The sequence below is a fragment of the Pseudoxanthomonas sp. genome (genome assembly GCF_035999195.1).
Lineage (GTDB): Bacteria > Pseudomonadota > Gammaproteobacteria > Xanthomonadales > Xanthomonadaceae > Pseudoxanthomonas_A.
This window is the reverse complement of sequence record NZ_DASYGY010000007.1, coordinates 128,021-146,072: the sequence shown is the minus strand read 5'-3', so window position 1 is coordinate 146,072 and position 18,052 is coordinate 128,021. Positions and strand designations below refer to the sequence as shown.

At 69.4% G+C, this 18,052-nt stretch carries 19 protein-coding genes and 3 tRNA genes; 17 read left to right on the top strand and 5 right to left on the bottom strand.

Annotated features, from left to right (window positions below):
- Positions 1–142 precede the first annotated feature (142 nt).
- The 4 genes from VGN58_RS05410 (at position 143) to VGN58_RS05395 (ending at position 2,850) form a co-directional block, all read left to right on the top strand.
- Positions 143–448, top strand: coding sequence for an HU family DNA-binding protein (locus VGN58_RS05410; RefSeq protein ID WP_268793387.1), 306 nt, complete (start codon positions 143–145; stop codon positions 446–448).
- 34 nt (positions 449–482) lie between these two features.
- A tRNA-Val gene (locus VGN58_RS05405) sits at positions 483–557 on the top strand.
- Positions 558–641: 84 nt separating this feature from the next.
- Positions 642–718: transfer RNA gene (locus VGN58_RS05400), tRNA-Asp, on the top strand.
- Between the two features lie 155 nt (positions 719–873).
- Positions 874–2,850 (top strand): SurA N-terminal domain-containing protein, encoded by a 1,977-nt coding sequence (locus VGN58_RS05395; RefSeq protein ID WP_327482290.1) that lies wholly within the window; start codon positions 874–876, stop codon positions 2,848–2,850.
- 65 nt (positions 2,851–2,915) lie between these two features.
- Here the strand turns inward: VGN58_RS05395 and VGN58_RS05390 are convergent, their stop codons facing one another.
- Together VGN58_RS05390 and gloB are read right to left on the bottom strand one after the other, a co-directional pair.
- Positions 2,916–4,100: a lytic transglycosylase domain-containing protein gene (locus VGN58_RS05390; RefSeq protein ID WP_327482289.1), complete on the bottom strand. Its 1,185-nt coding sequence runs from the start codon at positions 4,098–4,100 to the stop codon at positions 2,916–2,918.
- Positions 4,097–4,876: a hydroxyacylglutathione hydrolase gene (gene gloB / locus VGN58_RS05385; protein WP_327482288.1), complete on the bottom strand. Its 780-nt coding sequence runs from the start codon at positions 4,874–4,876 to the stop codon at positions 4,097–4,099. The genes VGN58_RS05390 and gloB overlap by 4 nt, the downstream gene beginning before the upstream one ends.
- 61 nt (positions 4,877–4,937) lie before the next feature.
- Here gloB and VGN58_RS05380 point away from each other — a divergent pair, with 61 nt between their 5' ends.
- From VGN58_RS05380 to dnaQ, 4 genes are read left to right on the top strand one after another with little or no spacing between them, the layout of a single operon-like run.
- Complete coding sequence (locus VGN58_RS05380) at positions 4,938–5,597, top strand: class I SAM-dependent methyltransferase (protein WP_327482287.1); 660 nt, start codon at positions 4,938–4,940, stop codon at positions 5,595–5,597.
- A gap of 18 nt (positions 5,598–5,615) precedes the next feature.
- Positions 5,616–6,065, top strand: coding sequence for a ribonuclease HI (gene rnhA, locus VGN58_RS05375; RefSeq protein ID WP_327482286.1), 450 nt, complete (start codon positions 5,616–5,618; stop codon positions 6,063–6,065).
- The gene (locus VGN58_RS05370; protein WP_327482285.1) at positions 6,062–6,622 is read left to right on the top strand and encodes a GNAT family N-acetyltransferase; all 561 of its coding nucleotides are present in this window, start codon (positions 6,062–6,064) and stop codon (positions 6,620–6,622) included. Before rnhA ends, VGN58_RS05370 begins: the two co-directional genes overlap by 4 nt.
- On the top strand, positions 6,622–7,350 hold the full coding sequence (gene dnaQ / locus VGN58_RS05365; RefSeq protein ID WP_327482284.1) for a DNA polymerase III subunit epsilon: 729 nt from the start codon (positions 6,622–6,624) through the stop codon (positions 7,348–7,350). Before VGN58_RS05370 ends, dnaQ begins: the two co-directional genes overlap by 1 nt.
- A gap of 217 nt (positions 7,351–7,567) precedes the next feature.
- On the opposite strand, the gene VGN58_RS05360 is transcribed toward dnaQ, so the two are convergent.
- A complete protein-coding gene (locus VGN58_RS05360) occupies positions 7,568–8,272 on the bottom strand; it encodes a PP2C family serine/threonine-protein phosphatase (RefSeq protein ID WP_327482283.1) in 705 nt (234 codons plus the stop codon).
- Positions 8,273–8,488: 216 nt separating this feature from the next.
- Here VGN58_RS05360 and VGN58_RS05355 point away from each other — a divergent pair.
- Both VGN58_RS05355 and VGN58_RS05350 read left to right on the top strand, forming a co-directional pair.
- Positions 8,489–8,579 (top strand) — tRNA-Ser (locus VGN58_RS05355).
- A 109-nt stretch (positions 8,580–8,688) separates the two neighbouring features.
- Positions 8,689–9,096 carry a DUF6165 family protein gene (locus VGN58_RS05350; protein ID WP_327482282.1) on the top strand — a complete coding sequence of 136 codons (408 nt, stop codon included), beginning with the start codon at positions 8,689–8,691 and terminating at the stop codon, positions 9,094–9,096.
- On the opposite strand, the gene VGN58_RS05345 is transcribed toward VGN58_RS05350, so the two are convergent.
- Complete coding sequence (locus VGN58_RS05345) at positions 9,072–12,074, bottom strand: spermine synthase (protein ID WP_327482281.1); 3,003 nt, start codon at positions 12,072–12,074, stop codon at positions 9,072–9,074. The genes VGN58_RS05350 and VGN58_RS05345 overlap by 25 nt on opposite strands.
- Positions 12,071–13,117: a glycosyltransferase family 9 protein gene (locus VGN58_RS05340; RefSeq protein ID WP_327482280.1), complete on the bottom strand. Its 1,047-nt coding sequence runs from the start codon at positions 13,115–13,117 to the stop codon at positions 12,071–12,073. The genes VGN58_RS05345 and VGN58_RS05340 overlap by 4 nt, the downstream gene beginning before the upstream one ends.
- Before the next feature lie 19 nt (positions 13,118–13,136).
- Between VGN58_RS05340 and VGN58_RS05335 the strand changes: the two genes are divergently transcribed.
- Genes VGN58_RS05335 through VGN58_RS05305 form a run of 7 tightly spaced genes read left to right on the top strand, consistent with a single transcriptional unit; the run spans position 13,137 to position 17,841 of the window.
- Positions 13,137–13,886, top strand: a complete 750-nt coding sequence (locus VGN58_RS05335; RefSeq protein ID WP_327482279.1) for a 3-deoxy-D-manno-octulosonic acid kinase — start codon at positions 13,137–13,139, stop codon at positions 13,884–13,886.
- A gap of 1 nt (position 13,887) precedes the next feature.
- The gene (locus tag VGN58_RS05330) at positions 13,888–14,640 is read left to right on the top strand and encodes an MBL fold metallo-hydrolase (protein ID WP_327482278.1); all 753 of its coding nucleotides are present in this window, start codon (positions 13,888–13,890) and stop codon (positions 14,638–14,640) included.
- Positions 14,637–15,650 (top strand): GTP 3',8-cyclase MoaA, encoded by a 1,014-nt coding sequence (moaA, locus tag VGN58_RS05325; protein ID WP_327482277.1) that lies wholly within the window; start codon positions 14,637–14,639, stop codon positions 15,648–15,650. The genes VGN58_RS05330 and moaA overlap by 4 nt, the downstream gene beginning before the upstream one ends.
- Positions 15,651–15,666: 16 nt before the next feature.
- Positions 15,667–16,152, top strand: a complete 486-nt coding sequence (gene moaC, locus VGN58_RS05320; RefSeq protein ID WP_327482276.1) for a cyclic pyranopterin monophosphate synthase MoaC — start codon at positions 15,667–15,669, stop codon at positions 16,150–16,152.
- Complete coding sequence (locus tag VGN58_RS05315; RefSeq protein ID WP_327482275.1) at positions 16,149–16,391, top strand: MoaD/ThiS family protein; 243 nt, start codon at positions 16,149–16,151, stop codon at positions 16,389–16,391. The genes moaC and VGN58_RS05315 overlap by 4 nt, the downstream gene beginning before the upstream one ends.
- 2 nt (positions 16,392–16,393) lie before the next feature.
- Complete coding sequence (locus VGN58_RS05310) at positions 16,394–16,828, top strand: molybdenum cofactor biosynthesis protein MoaE (RefSeq protein ID WP_327482274.1); 435 nt, start codon at positions 16,394–16,396, stop codon at positions 16,826–16,828.
- A complete protein-coding gene (locus VGN58_RS05305) occupies positions 16,825–17,841 on the top strand; it encodes a beta-propeller fold lactonase family protein (protein ID WP_327482273.1) in 1,017 nt (338 codons plus the stop codon). Before VGN58_RS05310 ends, VGN58_RS05305 begins: the two co-directional genes overlap by 4 nt.
- Positions 17,842–18,052: the final 211 nt, after the last annotated feature.

The following is an 18,052-nucleotide window of genomic DNA, read 5'->3' as shown; positions in this document are numbered from 1 at the left end:
TCATTACTGGGTTTTCGGCTTGCGTGGCATTTTTTGCGCTGGTATAACGGCGTCACCCGCATGCACGAGGCAGTGCCTCGATGCGCGTGGACTTCACGACCGGTTCCGATCAGGCGAGCGAAGCCAGAGGTGCCGGTCACTCATTCCGCGGTTGTGCCGCACAGGGAGTTACTCAATGAACAAAACCGAATTGATCGATGCCGTCGCCGACGAAGCCGAAGTGTCCAAGGCCGAAGCCGGCCGTGCCGTCGACGCCGTCATCTCCAGCATCACCAAGGCCCTGAAGAAGGGCGACAGCGTGACGCTGGTCGGCTTCGGTACCTTCCAGGTCCGCAAGCGTGCCGCTCGCACGGGTCGCAACCCGAAGACCGGCGACACCATCAAGATCAAGGCGTCCAAGAACCCGGCGTTCAAGGCTGGCAAAGCCCTGAAGGATGCCGTAAACTAATCGACTCGCTGCCGATGGCAGGGTGCGATCACCCGGGTGCTTAGCTCAGCGGTAGAGCGTCTCCCTTACACGGAGAGGGTCGGGGGTTCGAAACCCTCAGCACCCACCACATCGGGGCGATGCAGGATCAAAAAAATTGTCGGATGGTCTAGCGGAAACCGCGGAAATCGTCTTACAATGTTCGTCTCAGCGCGGAGTGGTAGTTCAGTCGGTTAGAATGCTGGCCTGTCACGCCGGAGGTCGCGGGTTCGAGTCCCGTCCACTCCGCCATTTCACCCAGAAAGCCCGCGAAAGCGGGCTTTTTGCTGTCTGCGCCTCGCCGGCATCCCGCGACCTGCCGAACCGGAACATCCGCCGGATGGCGAGACGCCGTTGCGCGGGCACGCTAAACTGCACGGCTGAACGAATTCGGGTCCCGTGCGCACATGCTGCAGAAACTCCGCGACAAAACCTCCGGCTGGATCGCCAGCCTGATCCTGGGTCTGCTGATCATTCCGTTCGCCTTCGTCGGCGTGAACGAATACGTGACCGGCGGCACCGCCGGCGACGTCGCGCTGGTCGAGGCGCCGCCGACATGGTGGGAGTCCGCGCCGCAGTGGTGGCCCGTGTCGACGTTGTGGCAGCGCGAAGAGATCACGCAGGAGGATTTCCGCACGGCCTTCGAGCAGGCTCGCCAGCAACAGCGCCAGGCGATGGGCGAGGCGTTCGATCCCCGCGAGTTCGAGAGCGCCGACAACAAGCGCAAGGTGCTGGAGCAGCTGATCGACCAGAAGGTGCTGGCGCTCGGTGCCCGGCGCGCAGGCGTGGTGGTGGGCGACGCGGCGGTGCAGAAGATGATCGCCAGCGAGCCGGCTTTCCAGATCGACGGCAAGTTCAGTCCGCAGCAGTACCAGTTGCTGCTGTCGTCGCAGGTGCCTGCGATTTCGCCGCTGCAGTTCGAGGAACAGCAGCGCGAGCGGCTGCGCATGATGCTGGTGCCGCAGGCGATCGGCGAGTCCGACTTCGTCACCGAGGGCGAGCAGGCGCGCATGTGGAAGCTGCTGGGCGAAACGCGCGATATCGGCATCGCGCTGTTGCCGCCGGTCGCCGCAGACACGGCTCCCGTCACCGATGCGCAGATCAAGGCCTGGTACGACAGCCACAAGAGCGACTTCAAGCAACCCGAGCAGGTCTCGCTTGAATATCTCGAGATCAACGGCGCGACGCTGCCGGTCGCGACGGCCGCCGACGAGGCCGCGCTGCGCAAGCGCTACGAGGCGGAAAAGTCGCGCTTCATGTCGCCCGAGCAGCGCGTGGTGGCGCACATCCTGATCGCGGCCGACGCGGGCGCCGATGCCGCCACGCAGAAGAAGGCCGAGGACAAGGCCGCCGCGCTGGCCAAGCAGGCGCGCGAAGGCGCCGATTTCGCCGCGCTGGCGCGTGCCAACTCGGAGGATCCGGGTTCGAAGGACGCCGGCGGCGAACTGCCGCCGTTCGCGAAGGACGGTTCGATGGTCAAGCCGTTCGAGGATGCGGCATTCGCCATGCAGGTCGGCGAGATCCGCGGCCCGGTCAAGAGCGACTTCGGTTACCACGTGCTGCAGTTGAGGCAGGTCAATCCGGGCACCGGCCGCAGCTTCGAGGAAGTACGCGGCGAACTGGCGGCGGAAGAAGCCGCGAGCGAGCGCGACCGCGCCTACAACGATCTGGCCGGCAAGGTGGTCAACGAGACCCTCAAGAACCCGACCGCGCTGGCGCCGGCGGCCGCGGCCACCGGTCTGCCGCTGCAGAAGGTGGGCCCGTTCTCTCGTGACCAGCCGCAGGGCATCGCGACGGTGCCGGCGGTGTTGCGCGCGGCGTTTTCCGACACGCTGGTGCAGGACGGCACCATCAGCGATCCCATCGAGATCGCGCCCAGCCACAGCGTGGTGATCCGCGTCGCCCAGCACACGCCCGAACAGGCATTGCCGCTGGACAAGGCGCGCGACGCCGTGGTGCTGGCCATCCGTGCGGACCGCCAGGCGAAGGCAGCCCAGGCCGCCGCCGACGCACTGGTGGCCCGGGTGCAGAAGGGCGAGTCGCTGGCGGCGGTCGCCGCAGCCGACGGTCTGCAGTTCAACGAGCTGCCCGGCCTGCGTCGCGGCATGCCGATGCCGACGGAAGAGGCGAATGAGGCCATCTTCGCGGCGGGTCGTCCCGCCCAGGGCAAGGTCATCGCCGGCAAGGTGGCCTTGGACGGCGGCGCCTATGCCATCTTCACCGTCAACAAGGTGACCGACGGCGCCATCGCGGACATGCCGCCGGAAGAGCGCGCGAACATGCAGCAGCAGCTGATCCAGCTCAATGGCGGCATCGCCACGCAGGCCTACGTGGATGCGCTGCGCAAGCGCTTCAAGGTCAAGGTCTTCGAAGATCGGCTCTGAGCCCGCACGTCCGGTCGCAAGCGAATCCCGCCGTCAGGCGGGATTCTTTTTTACCGCATGGTGCGTCAGTCGGTAGCGTCGTCCAGCTTCAGCACCATGCCGGGATGCAGCACGGCGTCGACCTCCAGGCCGTTCATCCGCAGCAGGTGCGCGGGCGTGATGCCGTAGCGACGCGCGATGGTCCAGGCGGAGTCGCCGCGCCGGACGGTGTACGTGCGTGGGGCGCCGGCGTTGTCGGCCGGGGCGGGGGCCACCGCAGCGACGGCCGTCGGGGGTACCGGTGCGATCGCGGTCGTCGCGGCCTCGTCCGTTCCTGTGTCCGACGGCGCCAGCAGGCGTATCGGCTTGGTGCCCCGGCTGAAGCGGCCTGCCAGGGCGGGGTTGAGGCGCTTGAGCAAGGCCGCCGGTTGCTGATGCTGCGCGGCCCAGCCTTCGAGCGTGGCATCGCCCGGCAGGACGTGAGCCGTCAGGCGGGGTACCGGACGATCCATTTGCCTGAGCCAGGCATCGCGATCGTCGGCCTGCTGGAAGATGCACGCCAGCGCGTGCAGCTTCTCGACATAAGCGTAGGTGATGCCGGACAGTCCGGGCAGTTCCGCCGGACGCGCATTGCGCGCGTTCATGCCGGCGCGGCGCATCGATTGCAGCACGCGGTACTCGCCGGCGTTGTAGGCCATCACCGCCAACCGCCAGTCGCCGCCGAACATGCCATGCAGTGTCTTGAGATAACGGATCGCGGCCTGGGTGGAATCCACGGGCGACAGTCGGCCGTCGTAGCCCTCGCGCATCGGCACGCCCTGGTTGCGCGCCGTGATGCCGATGAACTGCCATAGCCCTGCCGGCCCCTGCGGATTGCGCGCTCCCGGCTTGTAGCCGCTTTCCACGAATGGAATCAGCGCGAATTCGGTGGGCAGGTGCGCCTCGCGCAGGGCGTCGACCACGTAGCCGAACAGGGGCAGCACGTCGTCCTCGGCGCGCGCGAGCTGGCCCGGGGCGTAGCCGAAGTGCTTCTTCCAGCGTCCGTTGGTGGCCTGACTGTCGCACTCGGGGTCGGCCAGTCCATCACGGAAGCGCTGGTAGATCTCGAGTCCGCTGCGCTGATGGCTGGCGGGCACGCCGGCCGGATCCGTTGGCAGCCCGGCCTGGACGACCTGCGCCTCCGCGGGCGGATCGGCGGCGGGGGCGGTGTGCGGCATCGAGGCGAGGCTTGCGACCAGGAGCGCAAGATGCAGGGGACGAGGTGGCTTCATGCGCGGAAATCGTTCTTCCATTGCCGCAGGGTCGCGAACGTCTCCACGCGGTCGGCGGGCGGCCGACCGAGGCGATGGGACACCGCCGCGCGGATGGCGTCGGCGTCCAGCCGCAGGAACGGATTGGTCGCGATCTCGCTGGCCAGTGTCACCGGCAGGGTGGGGCGCCCCGCCTGGCGCATGGCGTGGGCGTCCTGCACACGGTCGCGCAGCGCGGGATTGTGCGGATCCACGGCGCTGGCGAACGCGCCATTGGCCAGCGTGTACTCATGGCCGCAGCACACCAGCGACGTCGGCGGCAGCGCCGCCAGGCGCTCCAGCGAGGCCAGCATCTGTGGCGGCGTGCCTTCGAACAGGCGGCCGCAGCCCAGGCTGAACAAGGTATCGCCGCAGAACAGGTGTGGCGGGCCGTCGCTGCCTCCGCCGTGGAAAGCGATGTGGCTGCGCGTATGTCCGGGCACCGCCAGTACCGACAATCGCCAGTGCTTGACCCGGACCACGTCGCCATCGCCCACGCGCTCGGTGGCGTCGGGAATGCGGTCGTCATCGGGCGCGAACACGGGCAGGGTGGGCCAGCGGGCGCGCAGGGCGGCAATGCCGCCGGCATGGTCGGCGTGGTGGTGGGTCACCAGCACCGCCGCCGGCCACAGGCCGTTGCCGGTGGCGGCCAGCACCGGGGCGGCGTCACCGGGATCAATCACCAGTGCGTCGCCCTCGTCGTCGACCAGCGCCCAGATGTAGTTGTCCTCGAAAGCAGGCAGGGCAAGCAGACGCATCGGGGGAGGGACTCCGGGCGGGTGACGGACGCCCGGGGGCGGCGTCCTCTACAATCCGAACATGCCTGCGTTCGCGTTTACCCGTCAACCCGATCCCCTCGCATGGTTCGGGACGGGCCACGGCGGGTCGATCCTGACGTCCGAGCACGCGCGGCTCAGCCAGGCGCTCACCAGCCGGTCCCCCCAGCCCTGGTTGTGGGTGGCGCCCCCGGGCAGCGATCCGGCCCAGGGCGCCGCGCCGGCCACGCGCGGCGTCCGCCTGCAGGCGGACGCCACCTCCCGCCGCCTGACCGGACACGTGCAATGCGGATTGCCGTTGCCGCTGCCCACCGAGGCCGTGGGCGCCATCGTGCTGCAACACGTGCTGGATGCCGGCGACCCGCAGCCGCTGTTGCAGGAGTGCGCACGGGTGCTCGAACCGGGCGGTCGCCTGTGGCTGTTCGTGCTGAATCCCTGGAGCCCCTATCGCCTGCGCTGGCGCGGTGCCGGCCTGGTGCCGCGGACGCTGGGCCAGTGGCATCTGCAGCTGGCGGCGGCCGGACTGGCCGCCTCGCCGCATGTCCTGCACTACGGCCCCGTCTGGCGGGCCGTGCCCGATGCGCCCGGCCACGGCCCGGCTCCCTTCCGCGCCGCGCGCCTGCTGGAGGCGGAGAAGCGCGTGGCCGGCCTCATTCCCCCGGCGCCGGTGGCGCGCGCCTGGCGCGCCGCGCCGGCCGCCTGATTCCGACCACGAGGACACATGAAGCACGTCAGCATCCACACCGATGGTTCCTGCCTGGGCAATCCCGGCCCGGGGGGCTGGGCCGCGCTCCTGCGCTATGGCGAGAAGGAGCGCGAAGTCGTCGGCGGCGAGGCGCAGACCACCAACAACCGGATGGAGCTGATGGCCGCCATCGCTGCGCTGGAAGTGCTGACCGAGGGCTGCGAGGTCACGCTCCACATCGACTCCCAGTACGTGCGGCAGGGCATCACCGAATGGCTGCCGGGCTGGGTCCGGCGAGGCTGGAAGACCGCCGGCGGCGATCCGGTCAAGAACCGCGATCTCTGGGAGCGCCTGCATGCCGCCACCGGTCGCCACAGGATCGAATGGAAGTGGGTGAAGGGTCACAACGGCGACCCCGACAACGAACGCGTCGACGTGCTGGCGCGCAACGCGGCCGTGCGCTTCCGCAATGGTGCGGTGGCGTGACGGTGCCGGTCCTGCCCGGCGAGGTGATCGCGGAAACACCGCGCCTGCAGCTGCGTGCGATGTCCGATCGCGACGATGCCGATGCCGCCCTGATGCTCGCCTTGCTCAACGATCCCGCCTTCATCCGCCATATCGCCGACCGCGGCGTGCGGACGCTGGCGCAGGCGCGCGACTACCTGCGGGACGGCGCGGTGCGCAGCTATGCGGAGCACGGATTCGGCATGTATTCCATCCGGCGTACGGACACCGGTGCCCTGATCGGCAACTGCGGCCTGGTCCGGCGCGAGGGACTGGACGGCCCCGACCTGGGGTACGCGCTGTTGCCCGCCCACGCCGGGCAGGGCTTTGCGCACGAGGCGGCGCAAGCGGTCATCGCCGATGCCGGCCGGCGGCTCCGCCTCCCTTGCCTGCGCGCCATCGTCAATCCCGACAACGTGGCCTCGATCGGCCTGTTGCAGAAACTGGGATTCGAGTTCGACAGAATGATCGTATTGCCGCACGTCGCGCACCCGCTCGACCTGTTCCGCCTGCCCCTGCCCATGGAAGCCGCCGCCTGATGCGCCAGATCGTCCTCGACACCGAAACCACCGGCCTGGAGTGGAAGAAGGGCAATCGCGTCGTCGAAATAGGGTGCGTCGAACTGCTGGAACGACGGCCCACCGGGCGGACCTACCACCAGTACATCAACCCGCAGCGCGAGTTCGAGCAGGGCGCGGCGGAAGTGACCGGCCTCAGCCTGGAGTTCCTGTCCGACAAGCCGCTGTTCGAGGCGATCGCCGACGAGTTCCTGGCCTTCATCGACGGTGCGGAACTGATCATCCACAACGCGGCGTTCGACGTCGGCTTCCTCGATTACGAACTGTCGCGCCTGGGCGAGCATTACGGCCGCCTGGCCGACCGCGTCACCGTGGAGGATTCATTGCTGCTGGCGCGGCAGCGCTTTCCCGGCCAGCGCAATTCGCTGGATGCGCTCTGCAAGCGCCTGGGTGTGGACAACACGCACCGTCAACTCCATGGCGCGTTGCTGGACGCCCAATTGCTGTGCGAGGTCTATCTCCACCTGACCGCCGGCCAGCGCGAGATCGGTTTCGGCGGCGCCGAGGACGCGGCGCCGGGCACGACGGTGGCGGCGACCCTGTCCTTCGATCCGGCGCTCGCCGGCGCCCGCCCGCGGGTCGCGGTGTCCGCCGACGAGCTGGCAGCGCACGAAGCGCGCCTGGCGACGTTGCGGAAGAAATCCGGCGGTCGCTGCCTGTGGGACCCGCCGGTGCTGGAAGCTTCCTGATCCCGGCGGATGCGATGAAAAGCGGTCGCGACACCGACCAAGGCGGATCAGCGGAGCAGCGTGGAAAAGCGTTTACGACACGGATCAAAGCGGATCAAGGCAGATAAAACGGGGCATTCGCGATTCTGCTTCGCCTGATTGGATTTGATCCGCTTTGATCCGTGTCTTCATTCCGTCCCACCGTGCGACGGGCGGAATGCCGCGCCGCTGAGGCGGATCAGTGGCAACGCACCAGGATGGCGGTGACGTTGTCCGAGCCGCCGCCGTCCAGCGCTGCGGCGATCAACGTGTCCACGCATTCCTGCGCGCTGCAGTCGTCGTGCTTCAGCGTGGCGGCGATGCTGGGATCGTCCACTTCCTCGGTCAGGCCGTCGCTGCACAGCAGCAGCTGCATGCCGGGACGCAGTTCCCCAGTCATCGTTTCCACGTTGAGGTGGTTCGGATCGGTGACGCCCAGCGCCTGGGTCACGACATTGCGGTGCGGATGGGTGCGCGCCTGTTCGCTGGTCAGGGTGCCCTGGGCGATCAGTTCCTGCACGTAGCTGTGGTCCTGGCTCAGCTGGGCCAGTTGCCCCTCGCGCCAGAGATAGGCACGGCTGTCGCCGACCCACGCCACCTCGAAGCGGTTGCCCTGGATACGCGCCGCGACCACGGTGGTGCCCATCGGCAGGGTGTCGTTGCGGCGGCGCGAAGTGCGGATGATCTCCTCGTCGGCGATGCGGATGGCCTGCGCCAGCGGCGTGCCGTCGCGGATCTCGCGGACGATGGTCTCGCGCGCCAGCGCACTGGCCACTTCGCCGCAGGCGTGGCCGCCCATGCCGTCGGCCACCAGCCACAGGCCCAGCTCGCTGTCGCCATAGTAGGTGTCTTCGTTCAGCTCGCGCCTGAGGCCGACGTGGGAGATGTGGCCGAATTCGATCATGGTGCCCTGTCTGTGCGGACGGTTTTTTCCTATCCGGTCATACGCAATGATCCGGTCGGACAGGACATCGGGCAAGGCAAAGGTCGCGGGAAGGGCCTGTCGGGGTTCATCGAGGTGCAGGCGACGTGATGCCGGACGGCCCGCACGGATCGCCGCGCTTGTCCGGATGCGGCCCGCCACGTATCATTCACGCCCTCGGGGAAGCCCGGGGCCACCGGAGAGGTGGCAGAGTGGTTGAATGTACCTGACTCGAAATCAGGCATACGTTAATAGCGTATCGAGGGTTCGAATCCCTCCCTCTCCGCCAGTTTCATGAAAGCCCCCGACAGGGGGCTTTTGCGTTTTCGGTCGTCCGCAGTGAACAGGGCCGCGATCGCCCCGGCGCTAGAATGGCGCCCTTTCGCCGGAGTCCCCCCATGTCCGAGATCCTCGTACCCGTGTCCTTCGGTGAGCTGCTGGACAAGATCGCCATCCTGCAGATCAAGTCCGAGCGGATGACCGATCCGGCCAAACTCGCGCACGTGCGCGACGAATTGTCCGCGCTGGAGAAGACCTGGATGGCGCATCCGGTGGCCGGCCACGACATCGTCGCGCTGCGGGCCCAGCTGAAGGCCGTCAACGAGCGCCTGTGGGCCATCGAGGACGACGTACGGCTGAAGGAGAAGGCGCAGGCGTTCGACGAGGACTTCGTCCGCCTGGCCCGCAGCGTCTACATCGAGAACGACGAGCGCGCCCGCATCAAGAAGGCGATCAACCTGGCGTTGGGTTCGGCCTACGTGGAAGAGAAGTCCTACCAGGACTACCGGACCGCGGACGCCCCCTGAATGCGCAGCAGGTAGCGCACCATGCGATAGCGCTCGGCGCGCGCGACGCGGTCGCCATGGACCTGGTGCAGCGGCTCGACGGCGGCGCCATCGCCCTGCGCCAGCGCCGACAGCTGGGCGATCACCAGGGCCTGTTCGCGTATCCGCGCACTGACCGGATGCGGTGACGACAGCACCGTCTTCGCCGTGGCCGCCATGGCGGGCGGATCCCGGCGCGCGGTGTCGGCGTACATCGCCAGCACCTCGGCGATGGCGGGCACACCGTCCGCGTCCCTCGCCCAGGCGGGGTCGACCCACACCCCCTGCAGGTCGTCGGCCGGAAGCACGCCGAGCGTGGCTTCGGCCACGTCGGCGGCGGCGTCCATCCACAGCGCGGGGTCTTCGTGGGCGAAGGGCGACAGGCCGCGCAGGGTTTCGATGGACATGGCCAGGCCGCGTGGCAGTGTGGCGCGCTCCACGGGGTCGACCGTCGAACCGCGCATCAACGCGGCGGCCATCACCGCGTGACGGTGCCCGAGGGTGAAGCGGTGCTCGGGCAAGGCCTTGACCACGGCATCGGCCGCGACCGGCTGCCGTCCTGCCAGCAGGTCGAGCACCGGCAGACCGTTGTCGACCAGATGCTGCAGCGTCTGCGAATAGTCGCGGCGGTAACGCGTCGCCGGTGCGCGCAGCGCCACGTGCTGGGTGTAGTCGCTGTGCGCGGGAGCGCGCATTGCGCGCACGAACAGTCCTGCCACGCGCTCGTCGCCGATATGCCGCATCGCCAGCGAGGCGTCGTCCCCCAGGCCGGTGCGGGCGAGTTCCCGGTGCAGGGCGGGCGTGTCCCAGCGTGCGGCATCGGCGCGATGCCGCCGGCCGGCGTGGGCCACGACGATCAGGTCGACATCGTGCGAGAGGTACAGGTCCACCTGCGGGAACTCCGACAGCAGGGCGGCCAGCATGCTGGCGAGCAGCGCATCGTCGATCTCGTAGGTCTGCATCCACTGCACCAGCACGCCGTCGTCGGCCAGGCGTCCGCGCAGGAACGCGTAGAACTCCCGCGAGAACAGGTTGGCGACGCCGCTGACCCAGGGATTGGAGGGCTCGGACACGATGACGTCGTAGCGCTCGCCCTGGCGGGCGAAGAAGCGGCGCGCATCGTCGAAGTGCACGTGCGAGCGCGGATCGTCGTACGCGCGCGCCACGCGGGCGCCGAAGCGGCGTGCGCCTTCATGGATGGCCGGTTCGATCTCCACCGTGTCCACGCGCTCCACCGCCGGACTGCCGAGCAGCGTATGCGTCGAGAGACCCGAACCCCACCCGATCACGCCGATGCGGCGCGGGGCGGGATGCGCGGCCAGCGGCAATGCGCCCAGCGCCACCATGGTCAGTTCGTCGCCGGTGGGCGGCAGCGCGATGTCCAGCGCCATCGCGGCATCGGACTTGCCGTTGGTGGCGAGGGCGGCCGACCCGTGGTGGTCCGAGGCGACGACACTGACGGTGGCGGTCTTGCCGTCGCGGAGGAAGACCACCCGGCTGCCGTCGTCCAGCCGCGCGGCGCCGGTCCGGAATACGCCGCCGGCCTGTTCCCGCGGGTCCGGTGGTCCCACCGTGACGCACAACACCACCGCCAGCAGGGGCGCGGCGATCGCGGTGGCGACCCCGCGTGGCGATACCTCCCGCTCGCTGCGCGCCAGCAGCCAGAAGCCCAGGGTGATGTCGCCGGCGGCGGCGAGGATCATGCCGGCGCGTACGCCGAGCAGCGGGATCAAGGCGTGCAGCATGAGCGCCACGCCCAGGATCGCGCCGACGGTGTTGGCCGCGTACAGCCGGCCGATGCCGGCTTCGCCACCGCCTGCGCGCAGCCATGCCAGGGTGAACAGCGGCAGCGTCATGCCGGCGAAGAAAGTCGCGGGCAGCATGACCAGCAGGGCGATGCCGGCGCTGCCGAGCATGAACAGACCGTAGCCACCGTCGTTGCGGGCCAACGCGTCCATCAGCGCGCCCACCCAGCGGAACGACTGCGCGAAGGCCACCAGCGACAGCAGCGCCGCCACGCCCATGGCGATCTGCGCCATCGCCGCGATCCGCAGCGGATCGCCCAGGCGTGCGGCGCGCCGGTAGACCCAGGCACCACCGAAGGCCAGCCCCAGCAGGAACGCGGCGAGCATCAGCTCGAACGCATGCAGCGTCGTGCCCAGCGCCTGGTTCAACAGACGTATCCAGCCGATCTCGTAGACGAACGAGCAGGCGCCCGAGAGCAGGGCGATCGCGGTCAGCATCCCGGCCAGGGGGCGGCGCGGCGGTGCCGGACGGGCTGAAGCGGGGGCGGACTCGGAGGGTGGTGTGGGAGCGGCCGCACGCGCCGACGCGTCCAGCCGCCGCGACAGCCACCATGCGCCGGCTGCCACCAGCAGGTTGATCGTGCCGGCGAGCGTCAGCGTGCCGGGCAGGCCCCAGGCCGGCAGCAGCAGGAACGTCGCCGCCAGCGCGCCCAGCGCAGCGCCCAGGCTGTTGCTGAAATACAGTCCGCCCAGCGCGCGGGCCGGCGGTCCGGGAATCGTGCGCAGATAACCCGCGCTGAGCAGCGGGAAGGTCGCGCCGAGCATCACGCAGGCCGGCATCAGCATCAGTGCGGCCGTGACCCAGGGATAGGCCTGCGCGGCGGCACGGGCGCCCAGCCACGGCAGCACCATCGCCTGCGATACGTGCAGGTAGCCGTCGAACAGCGGATGGAAGGCCAGGCCGTAGACGCCGATGAGCGCTTCCGCCACCGCATACAGGCGAAGCAGCCGGCTCCAGCGCGGCATGGCGCGTCCTGCCGCCCACGCGCCCAGCGCCATGCCGCCCATGAAGATCGCCAGCACCAGGCTCTGTGCGTAGGCCGCGTGGCCCACCACCAGGCCCAGGTAATGCGACCACAGCGACTGGTAGAGCAGGCCGGCGAAGCCCGATGCCAGGAACAGCCACAGCATCAGGGTGCCGGCGCGCGGCCTCATGCGCCGGGATGGTCCTGCCGGAACCGTTCGAAGGCGGCGATGCCATCGTCGACGGTGATCAGGTCCATCACGCCGTCGTGTTCGATCTTGGTGCCCCATTTCAGCTCGGCTGCGGGCCTGCCTTTGTAACGGCGCGCGGCATCGTCGTAGCGGTCCACGCAATAGCGGATGCTCGAATACGGGCCGCTGCGGCGCGGGTTGCTGGCCGCATGCAGGCCAAGCACGGCGGTGCCCATGGCATTGGCGATGTGCATGGGGCCGGAGTCGGGCGTCATCACCAGATCCGCGCGCGCCAGCAGGGCCGGCAGCTGTTTCAGCGTGTCCTTGCCCACCAGGTCCAGCGCCGGCGACTGCATGGCGGCGAGGATGGCATCGGCCGTCTGCCGCTCCAGTTCGCTGCGGCCGCCGCACAGCACCACCCGCCAGCCCTGGGCGGCAGCGTGGTCGGCGACGGCGGCGTAGCGGTCGGCGAACCAGTTGCGGCGCACGTGGCTGGAACACGGGGAGATCACCAGGGTCCGCGTCCCGTCGGCAGGCCATTGCGCGGCGGCCCAGGCATGCGCCTCCGTGGGCACCGGCAGGTTCCACACCACCTCGGTCTGCTTCAGCCCCAGCGGTTCGCAGAAGCTGCCGATCGCGTCCAGCACATGGATACCGGGACGATCGGGAATGCGCTCGTTGACGACCAGCCCGTGCAGGTCCTTCGAGCGGCTGCGGTCGTAACCGATCCGGCGGCGGGCGGGGATGAACGCCGACAGCAGGTTGGCGCGCAGGGCCACCTGCATCTGCAGCAGCGCATCGAAACGTCCGGGCAGTTCGCGGCGCAGCGCCCGCATGCCGGCCAAGCCGGTCTGCTTGTCGTAGGTGTGGAAGGTCACGCCTTCCAGCCCGTCGAGCAGCCTGAAGCCGCCCTTGTCGATCACCCAGTGCAGCGGCAGCTGCGGCCAGTGCCGCTGCAGGGTGCGCACCAGCGGCACGACATGGGTCACGTCGCCGAGGGCGGACAGGCGCAGCAGGCACAGTGAGTGGGGAATCGAGGACAAGTGTTGTTAGACTCGCTGGATGGTCGGTTTTGACGCTTCGGAATCCCTGACGCCGTTCCGCGAAGGCCGCGGATACGGTGCGATTCTGTTCGACCGCAAACACCTGCGGCAAGCGGACCCGGACTGGTTCGTGCCGGAAAAGTGGGGCGATCGCGCGCGGCCGGTCGACAGCGGCGGGCGTGGCAGTGCCTGGTTCATCGACGCGCCGTCCAGCCAGTGCGTGTTGCGCCACTACCGGCGCGGCGGCCTGGCGGCGCGTTTCAGCCAGGACCGCTACCTGTGGCACGGGCCGGACCGCACACGCAGCTTCGCCGAATTCCGGTTGACGCGTGCATTGCTGGCGCGCGGCCTGCCGGTGCCGCGCCCGGTGGCGGCCAGCTACGTGCGCGACGGCATGTTCTACCGTGCGGCCATCCTGCTGGAGCGGCTGACGGAGGTGCGGACGCTGGCCGACATCGCCCGCCACGCGGAGGCGCGGGCGCCGTGGGAAAGCACCGGGCGACTGGTGGCGCGCTTCCACCGTGCCGGGCTGGACCATGCCGACCTCAACGCGCAGAACATCCTGTTCGACGCCAGCGGTCACGGCTGGCTGATCGACTTCGACCGGGGCCGGCTGCGCATTCCCGCCACCGCCTGGCGCGAGCAGAACCTCGCGCGGCTGCGGCGCTCCCTGCTCAAGTTGCGCGGCAAGCGCAGCGTGGAAGCGGTCGGCCACGACTTCGCCCATCTGCGGCGCGCTTACGACCACGCCTGGTCGCGGGGCTACTGACGTGGGCTGGACGCTGCGCTTCCTGGGCGTGGGCAATGCCGGCGCCGTCGAACTGGGCTCGGCAATGGCGACGATGGAGCGCGACGGCGCGCCCTGGCTGACCATCGACTGCGGCGGAGAAGGACTCACCGCCTACCAGGCCCGCTACGGCGGCATGCCCGATGCGCTCTTCATCACCCACGTGCACCTGGACCATGTGGCCGGCATGGAACGGCTGTTCGTGGCCAGCTATTTCGACGCGGTGCGACGCGGCCAGGTGCGCCTGTACGTGCCGGCGCCGCTGGTGCCGGTGCTGCACCAGCGCATCGCCAGCTATCCGAACGTGCTGGCCGAAGGCGGCGCGAATTTCTGGGATGCGTTCCAGCTGATTCCGGTCGACGATGCGTTCTGGCATGACGGGCAGCGGCTGGAGGTGTTTCCGGTGCGGCACCATTGGCCCGATACGGCCTTCGGCCTGCGCCTGCGCGGCAGCGTGGTGTGGACCGGAGACACCCGGCCGATTCCCGAAATGCTCGCGCGCCATGCCGATGCCGGCGAGGTGATCGCGCACGACTGCGCGCTGCACGGCAATCCGTCGCACAGCGGCATCGACGACCTGGAGCGCGAATATCCGGCGGCCCTGCTCGCGCGCTGCGTGCTGTACCACTACGCCAGCGTGGACGATGCCGAAGCGCTGCGCGCGCGCGGGTATCGCGTCGCCGCGGCAGGCGATGGCCTGGCGCTGGCGGACCCGCTGCCGACGACGCTGCCGTGAACGACGCCGCCTTGCCACGCGACCGGCTGGGACGCCCACTGCACGACCTTCGCCTGTCGGTGATCGATGCCTGCAACTTCCGTTGCGGGTACTGCATGCCGGCCGACCGCGTGCCGGAGGACTACGGCACCGACGCGTCGCAGCGACTGTCGTTCGACGAGATCGATACGCTGGTCCGTGCGTTTGTACGGCTGGGCACGCGCAAGCTGCGCCTGACCGGCGGCGAACCCCTGCTGCGCAAGCGGTTGCCCGACCTGGTCCGTCGCCTGTCGGCGATTGCCGGGCTGGAGGACATCGCCCTGACCACCAACGGCATGCTGCTCGCGCCGCAGGCGCAGGCGCTGCACAAGGCCGGCCTGCGACGCATCACGGTGAGCCTGGATGCGCTGGATCCCACGGTGTTCGCCGCGATGTCGGGCGGACGCGGCCGGGTGGAGGACGTGCTGGCCGGCATCGACGCCGCCGTGGCGGCCGGCTTCGCGCACGTGAAGATCAATGCCGTCGTGCAGCGCGGCGTCAACGAGGATCAGGTGCTGCCGCTGGTCGAACGTTTCCGCGGCACCGGCCATGTGGTGCGTTTCATCGAGTTCATGGACGTGGGCGGCAGCAACGACTGGCGCCACGACCGGATGGTGCCGTCCTCGGTGCTGCGCGACCGCATTGGCGCGCGCTGGCCGCTGCATCCGCGGCAGGCCGAGTACCGGGGCGAGGTGGCGGAGAGGTACGGGTTCGACGATGGCGGCGGCGAAGTCGGCTTCGTCAGCTCGGTGAGCACGCCGTTCTGCGGCGACTGCCATCGCGCGCGCGTTTCCGCGGACGGGCGTCTGTTCACCTGCCTGTTCGCGGCGGACGGCAGCGATCTGCGCGCGGTGGTCGCGCAGGGCGAAGAAGCGCTGGCCGCGCACGTGGCGGACCTGTGGCGCGCGCGCGGCGACCGCTACAGCGAACTGCGCGGCAGCCCGGAAGTACGGGACCGGCGGCGTGTCGAGATGTATCTTATCGGCGGTTGAACCGCGCAGGATCCGCATGCCCCGCAAGACCCTGACCCATCTCGACGCCGCCGGCCGTCCCGCCATGGTGGATGTGTCCGGCAAGCCGTCGGCGGCACGCGAGGCGCTGGCCACCTGCCGCGTGCGCTTTCCCGCCGACGTGGCGCGCGAACTGCGGCGCAGCGGCCTGCGCAGCGCCAAGGGTGGCATCGTCGACACGGCGATCATCGCCGGCACGATGGCGGTGAAGCGCACGCACGAACTGATTCCGTTCTGCCATCCGCTGCCGATCGACGGCTGCCGCCTGGCCGTGGACTGGGACGGCGACGCCACGCTGCGCATCGACTGCCAAGTACGTACCGTCCATCGCACCGGCGTCGAAATGGAAGCGCTGACCGGCGCCACCGTGGCCGCGCTCACGGTCTACGACATGTGCAAGGCGCTGTCGCACGGGATCGTGCTGGGGCCGGCGAAACTCGTGGCCAAGCGCGGCGGCAAGCGCGACGTGGGGACGATGCTATGACCACGGTGACGCTGCTCTACTTCGCCAGCCTTCGCGAGCGTGCCGGTATCCCCAGCGAAACGATCTCGACGAATGCCGGGGATCTCGCCGGCCTGTACGACGACGTGCAGGCGCGCCATGGTTTCACGTGGCCGCGCGAACATCTGCGCGTCGCGGTGGACGGGGAATTCGCGCGCTGGAGCGACACGCCCACGGCGGACAGCGAGATCGCCTTCATTCCGCCCGTGAGCGGAGGCTGAGCATGGCGGATTTCCTGTTGTCGGAGGCGCCGCTGGATATCGCCCGGTTGCGTGCGCAGGTACTGGATCCGCGCGCCGGCGGCTATGCCAGTTTCGAAGGCTGGGTCCGTGACCATCACGCCGGACGCGCGGTGGACGGCCTCGACTACGAGGCCTACGCCACGCTGGCCGAGCGCGAAGGCGAACGCATCCTCGCCGAGGCGAAGGCACGGTTCGACGTGATCGAGGCCGGCTGCGTGCATCGCGTCGGCACGCTGGCGATCGGCGACCTGGCGGTGTGGGTGGGCGTGAGCGCGGCGCACCGCGGGGCCGCCTTTGATGCCTGCCGCTACATCATCGACGAGGTGAAGCGGCGCGTGCCGATCTGGAAGCGCGAGCACTATCGCGAAGGCGACGCCGACTGGCTGCATCCGATGGCCGAGGACGCGGGAACATGATCCGCGTATTGCCCTCCGTTCTGATGTTGGCGACGCTGGTCTGCATGCTGCCGTCGACCGCAGACGCCGCCGAGTTGCTGGTCGGCAACAAGTCCGCCGATACGGTCTGGCGCCTGTCGCTGCGCGATGGACGCCGGACCGGCGAGTTCCGCACCGGCGAGGCGCCGCATGAGATCGCGGTCGCGCCGGATGGCCGCTCGGCGGTGGTGACGAACTATGGCGACGCGAAGTCCGGCAGTACGCTGTCGGTGCTGGACCTGGTCGGCGGCACGCCGACGCGTTCCATCGACCTGGGCCAGCACGGGGCGCCGCACGGCTTGCGCTTCCTGCCCGATGGCCGCCGCGTGCTGGTGACGACGGAGGCATCGGCCAGCGTGTTGATCGTGGATGTCGACACGGGGGAGATCGAACGCGAAATCGACGTCGGCGCCGGTACCGGCCACATGATCGCGCTGTCGCCGGATGGCCAGGTCGCGTACCTCACCAAGATCCGGTCCGGCACGCTCAGCCGGATCGACCTGCAGGCCGGCTCAAAGACCGTCGAGCGGCCGGCCGGCAAGGGCGCCGAAGGCGTGGCGGTCCGTCCCGATGGCGCCGAAGTGTGGGTGACGAATCGCGAGGACGGCACGCTGACCGTGCACGATCCGCGCACGCTGGCGGTCAAGCGCCGCATGAGCAGCAAGGGCTTCCCGATCCGCGTGGTGTTCTCGGCCGACGGCACGCTGGCCTTCGTCACCAATGCCCGTGCGGCGACGCTGGCCGTGTTCGACGCCCGCACCAAGGTGCCGGTCGCGACCGTACCGCTGTCGCGCGATGACGTGACCTACCAGTCCACGATGCTGGGCAACGCGGCGTTGCCGATCGGCGTGGTGGTCGCAGCCGACCGACCGCGCGCCTACGTGGCCATCAGTGGCGGCGACCGCATCGCGGTGATCGACACGCAGCGCTGGCAGGTGATCGACTACTGGGTCACCGGCCGCGAGCCTGACGCGCTGGGCATCGTCGCGGAGTAGGGCGCCCCGCGGTACGTCCGCGACTATGGCGCTGATGCCGTCGCAACGGCAGCGGAGAGTGAATCGCCAATGCCCGAAAAGGCGGTAGCCCCGCCGGCTGACCGCGCCCCAAGATGTGTCCGCCGCGATGGCAATGATGCCGTCGCAACGCCGATGCCCCAGAAGGTGGTAGCACCGCCGGCTGACCGCGCCCCGCGATGTTCCCGCCGCG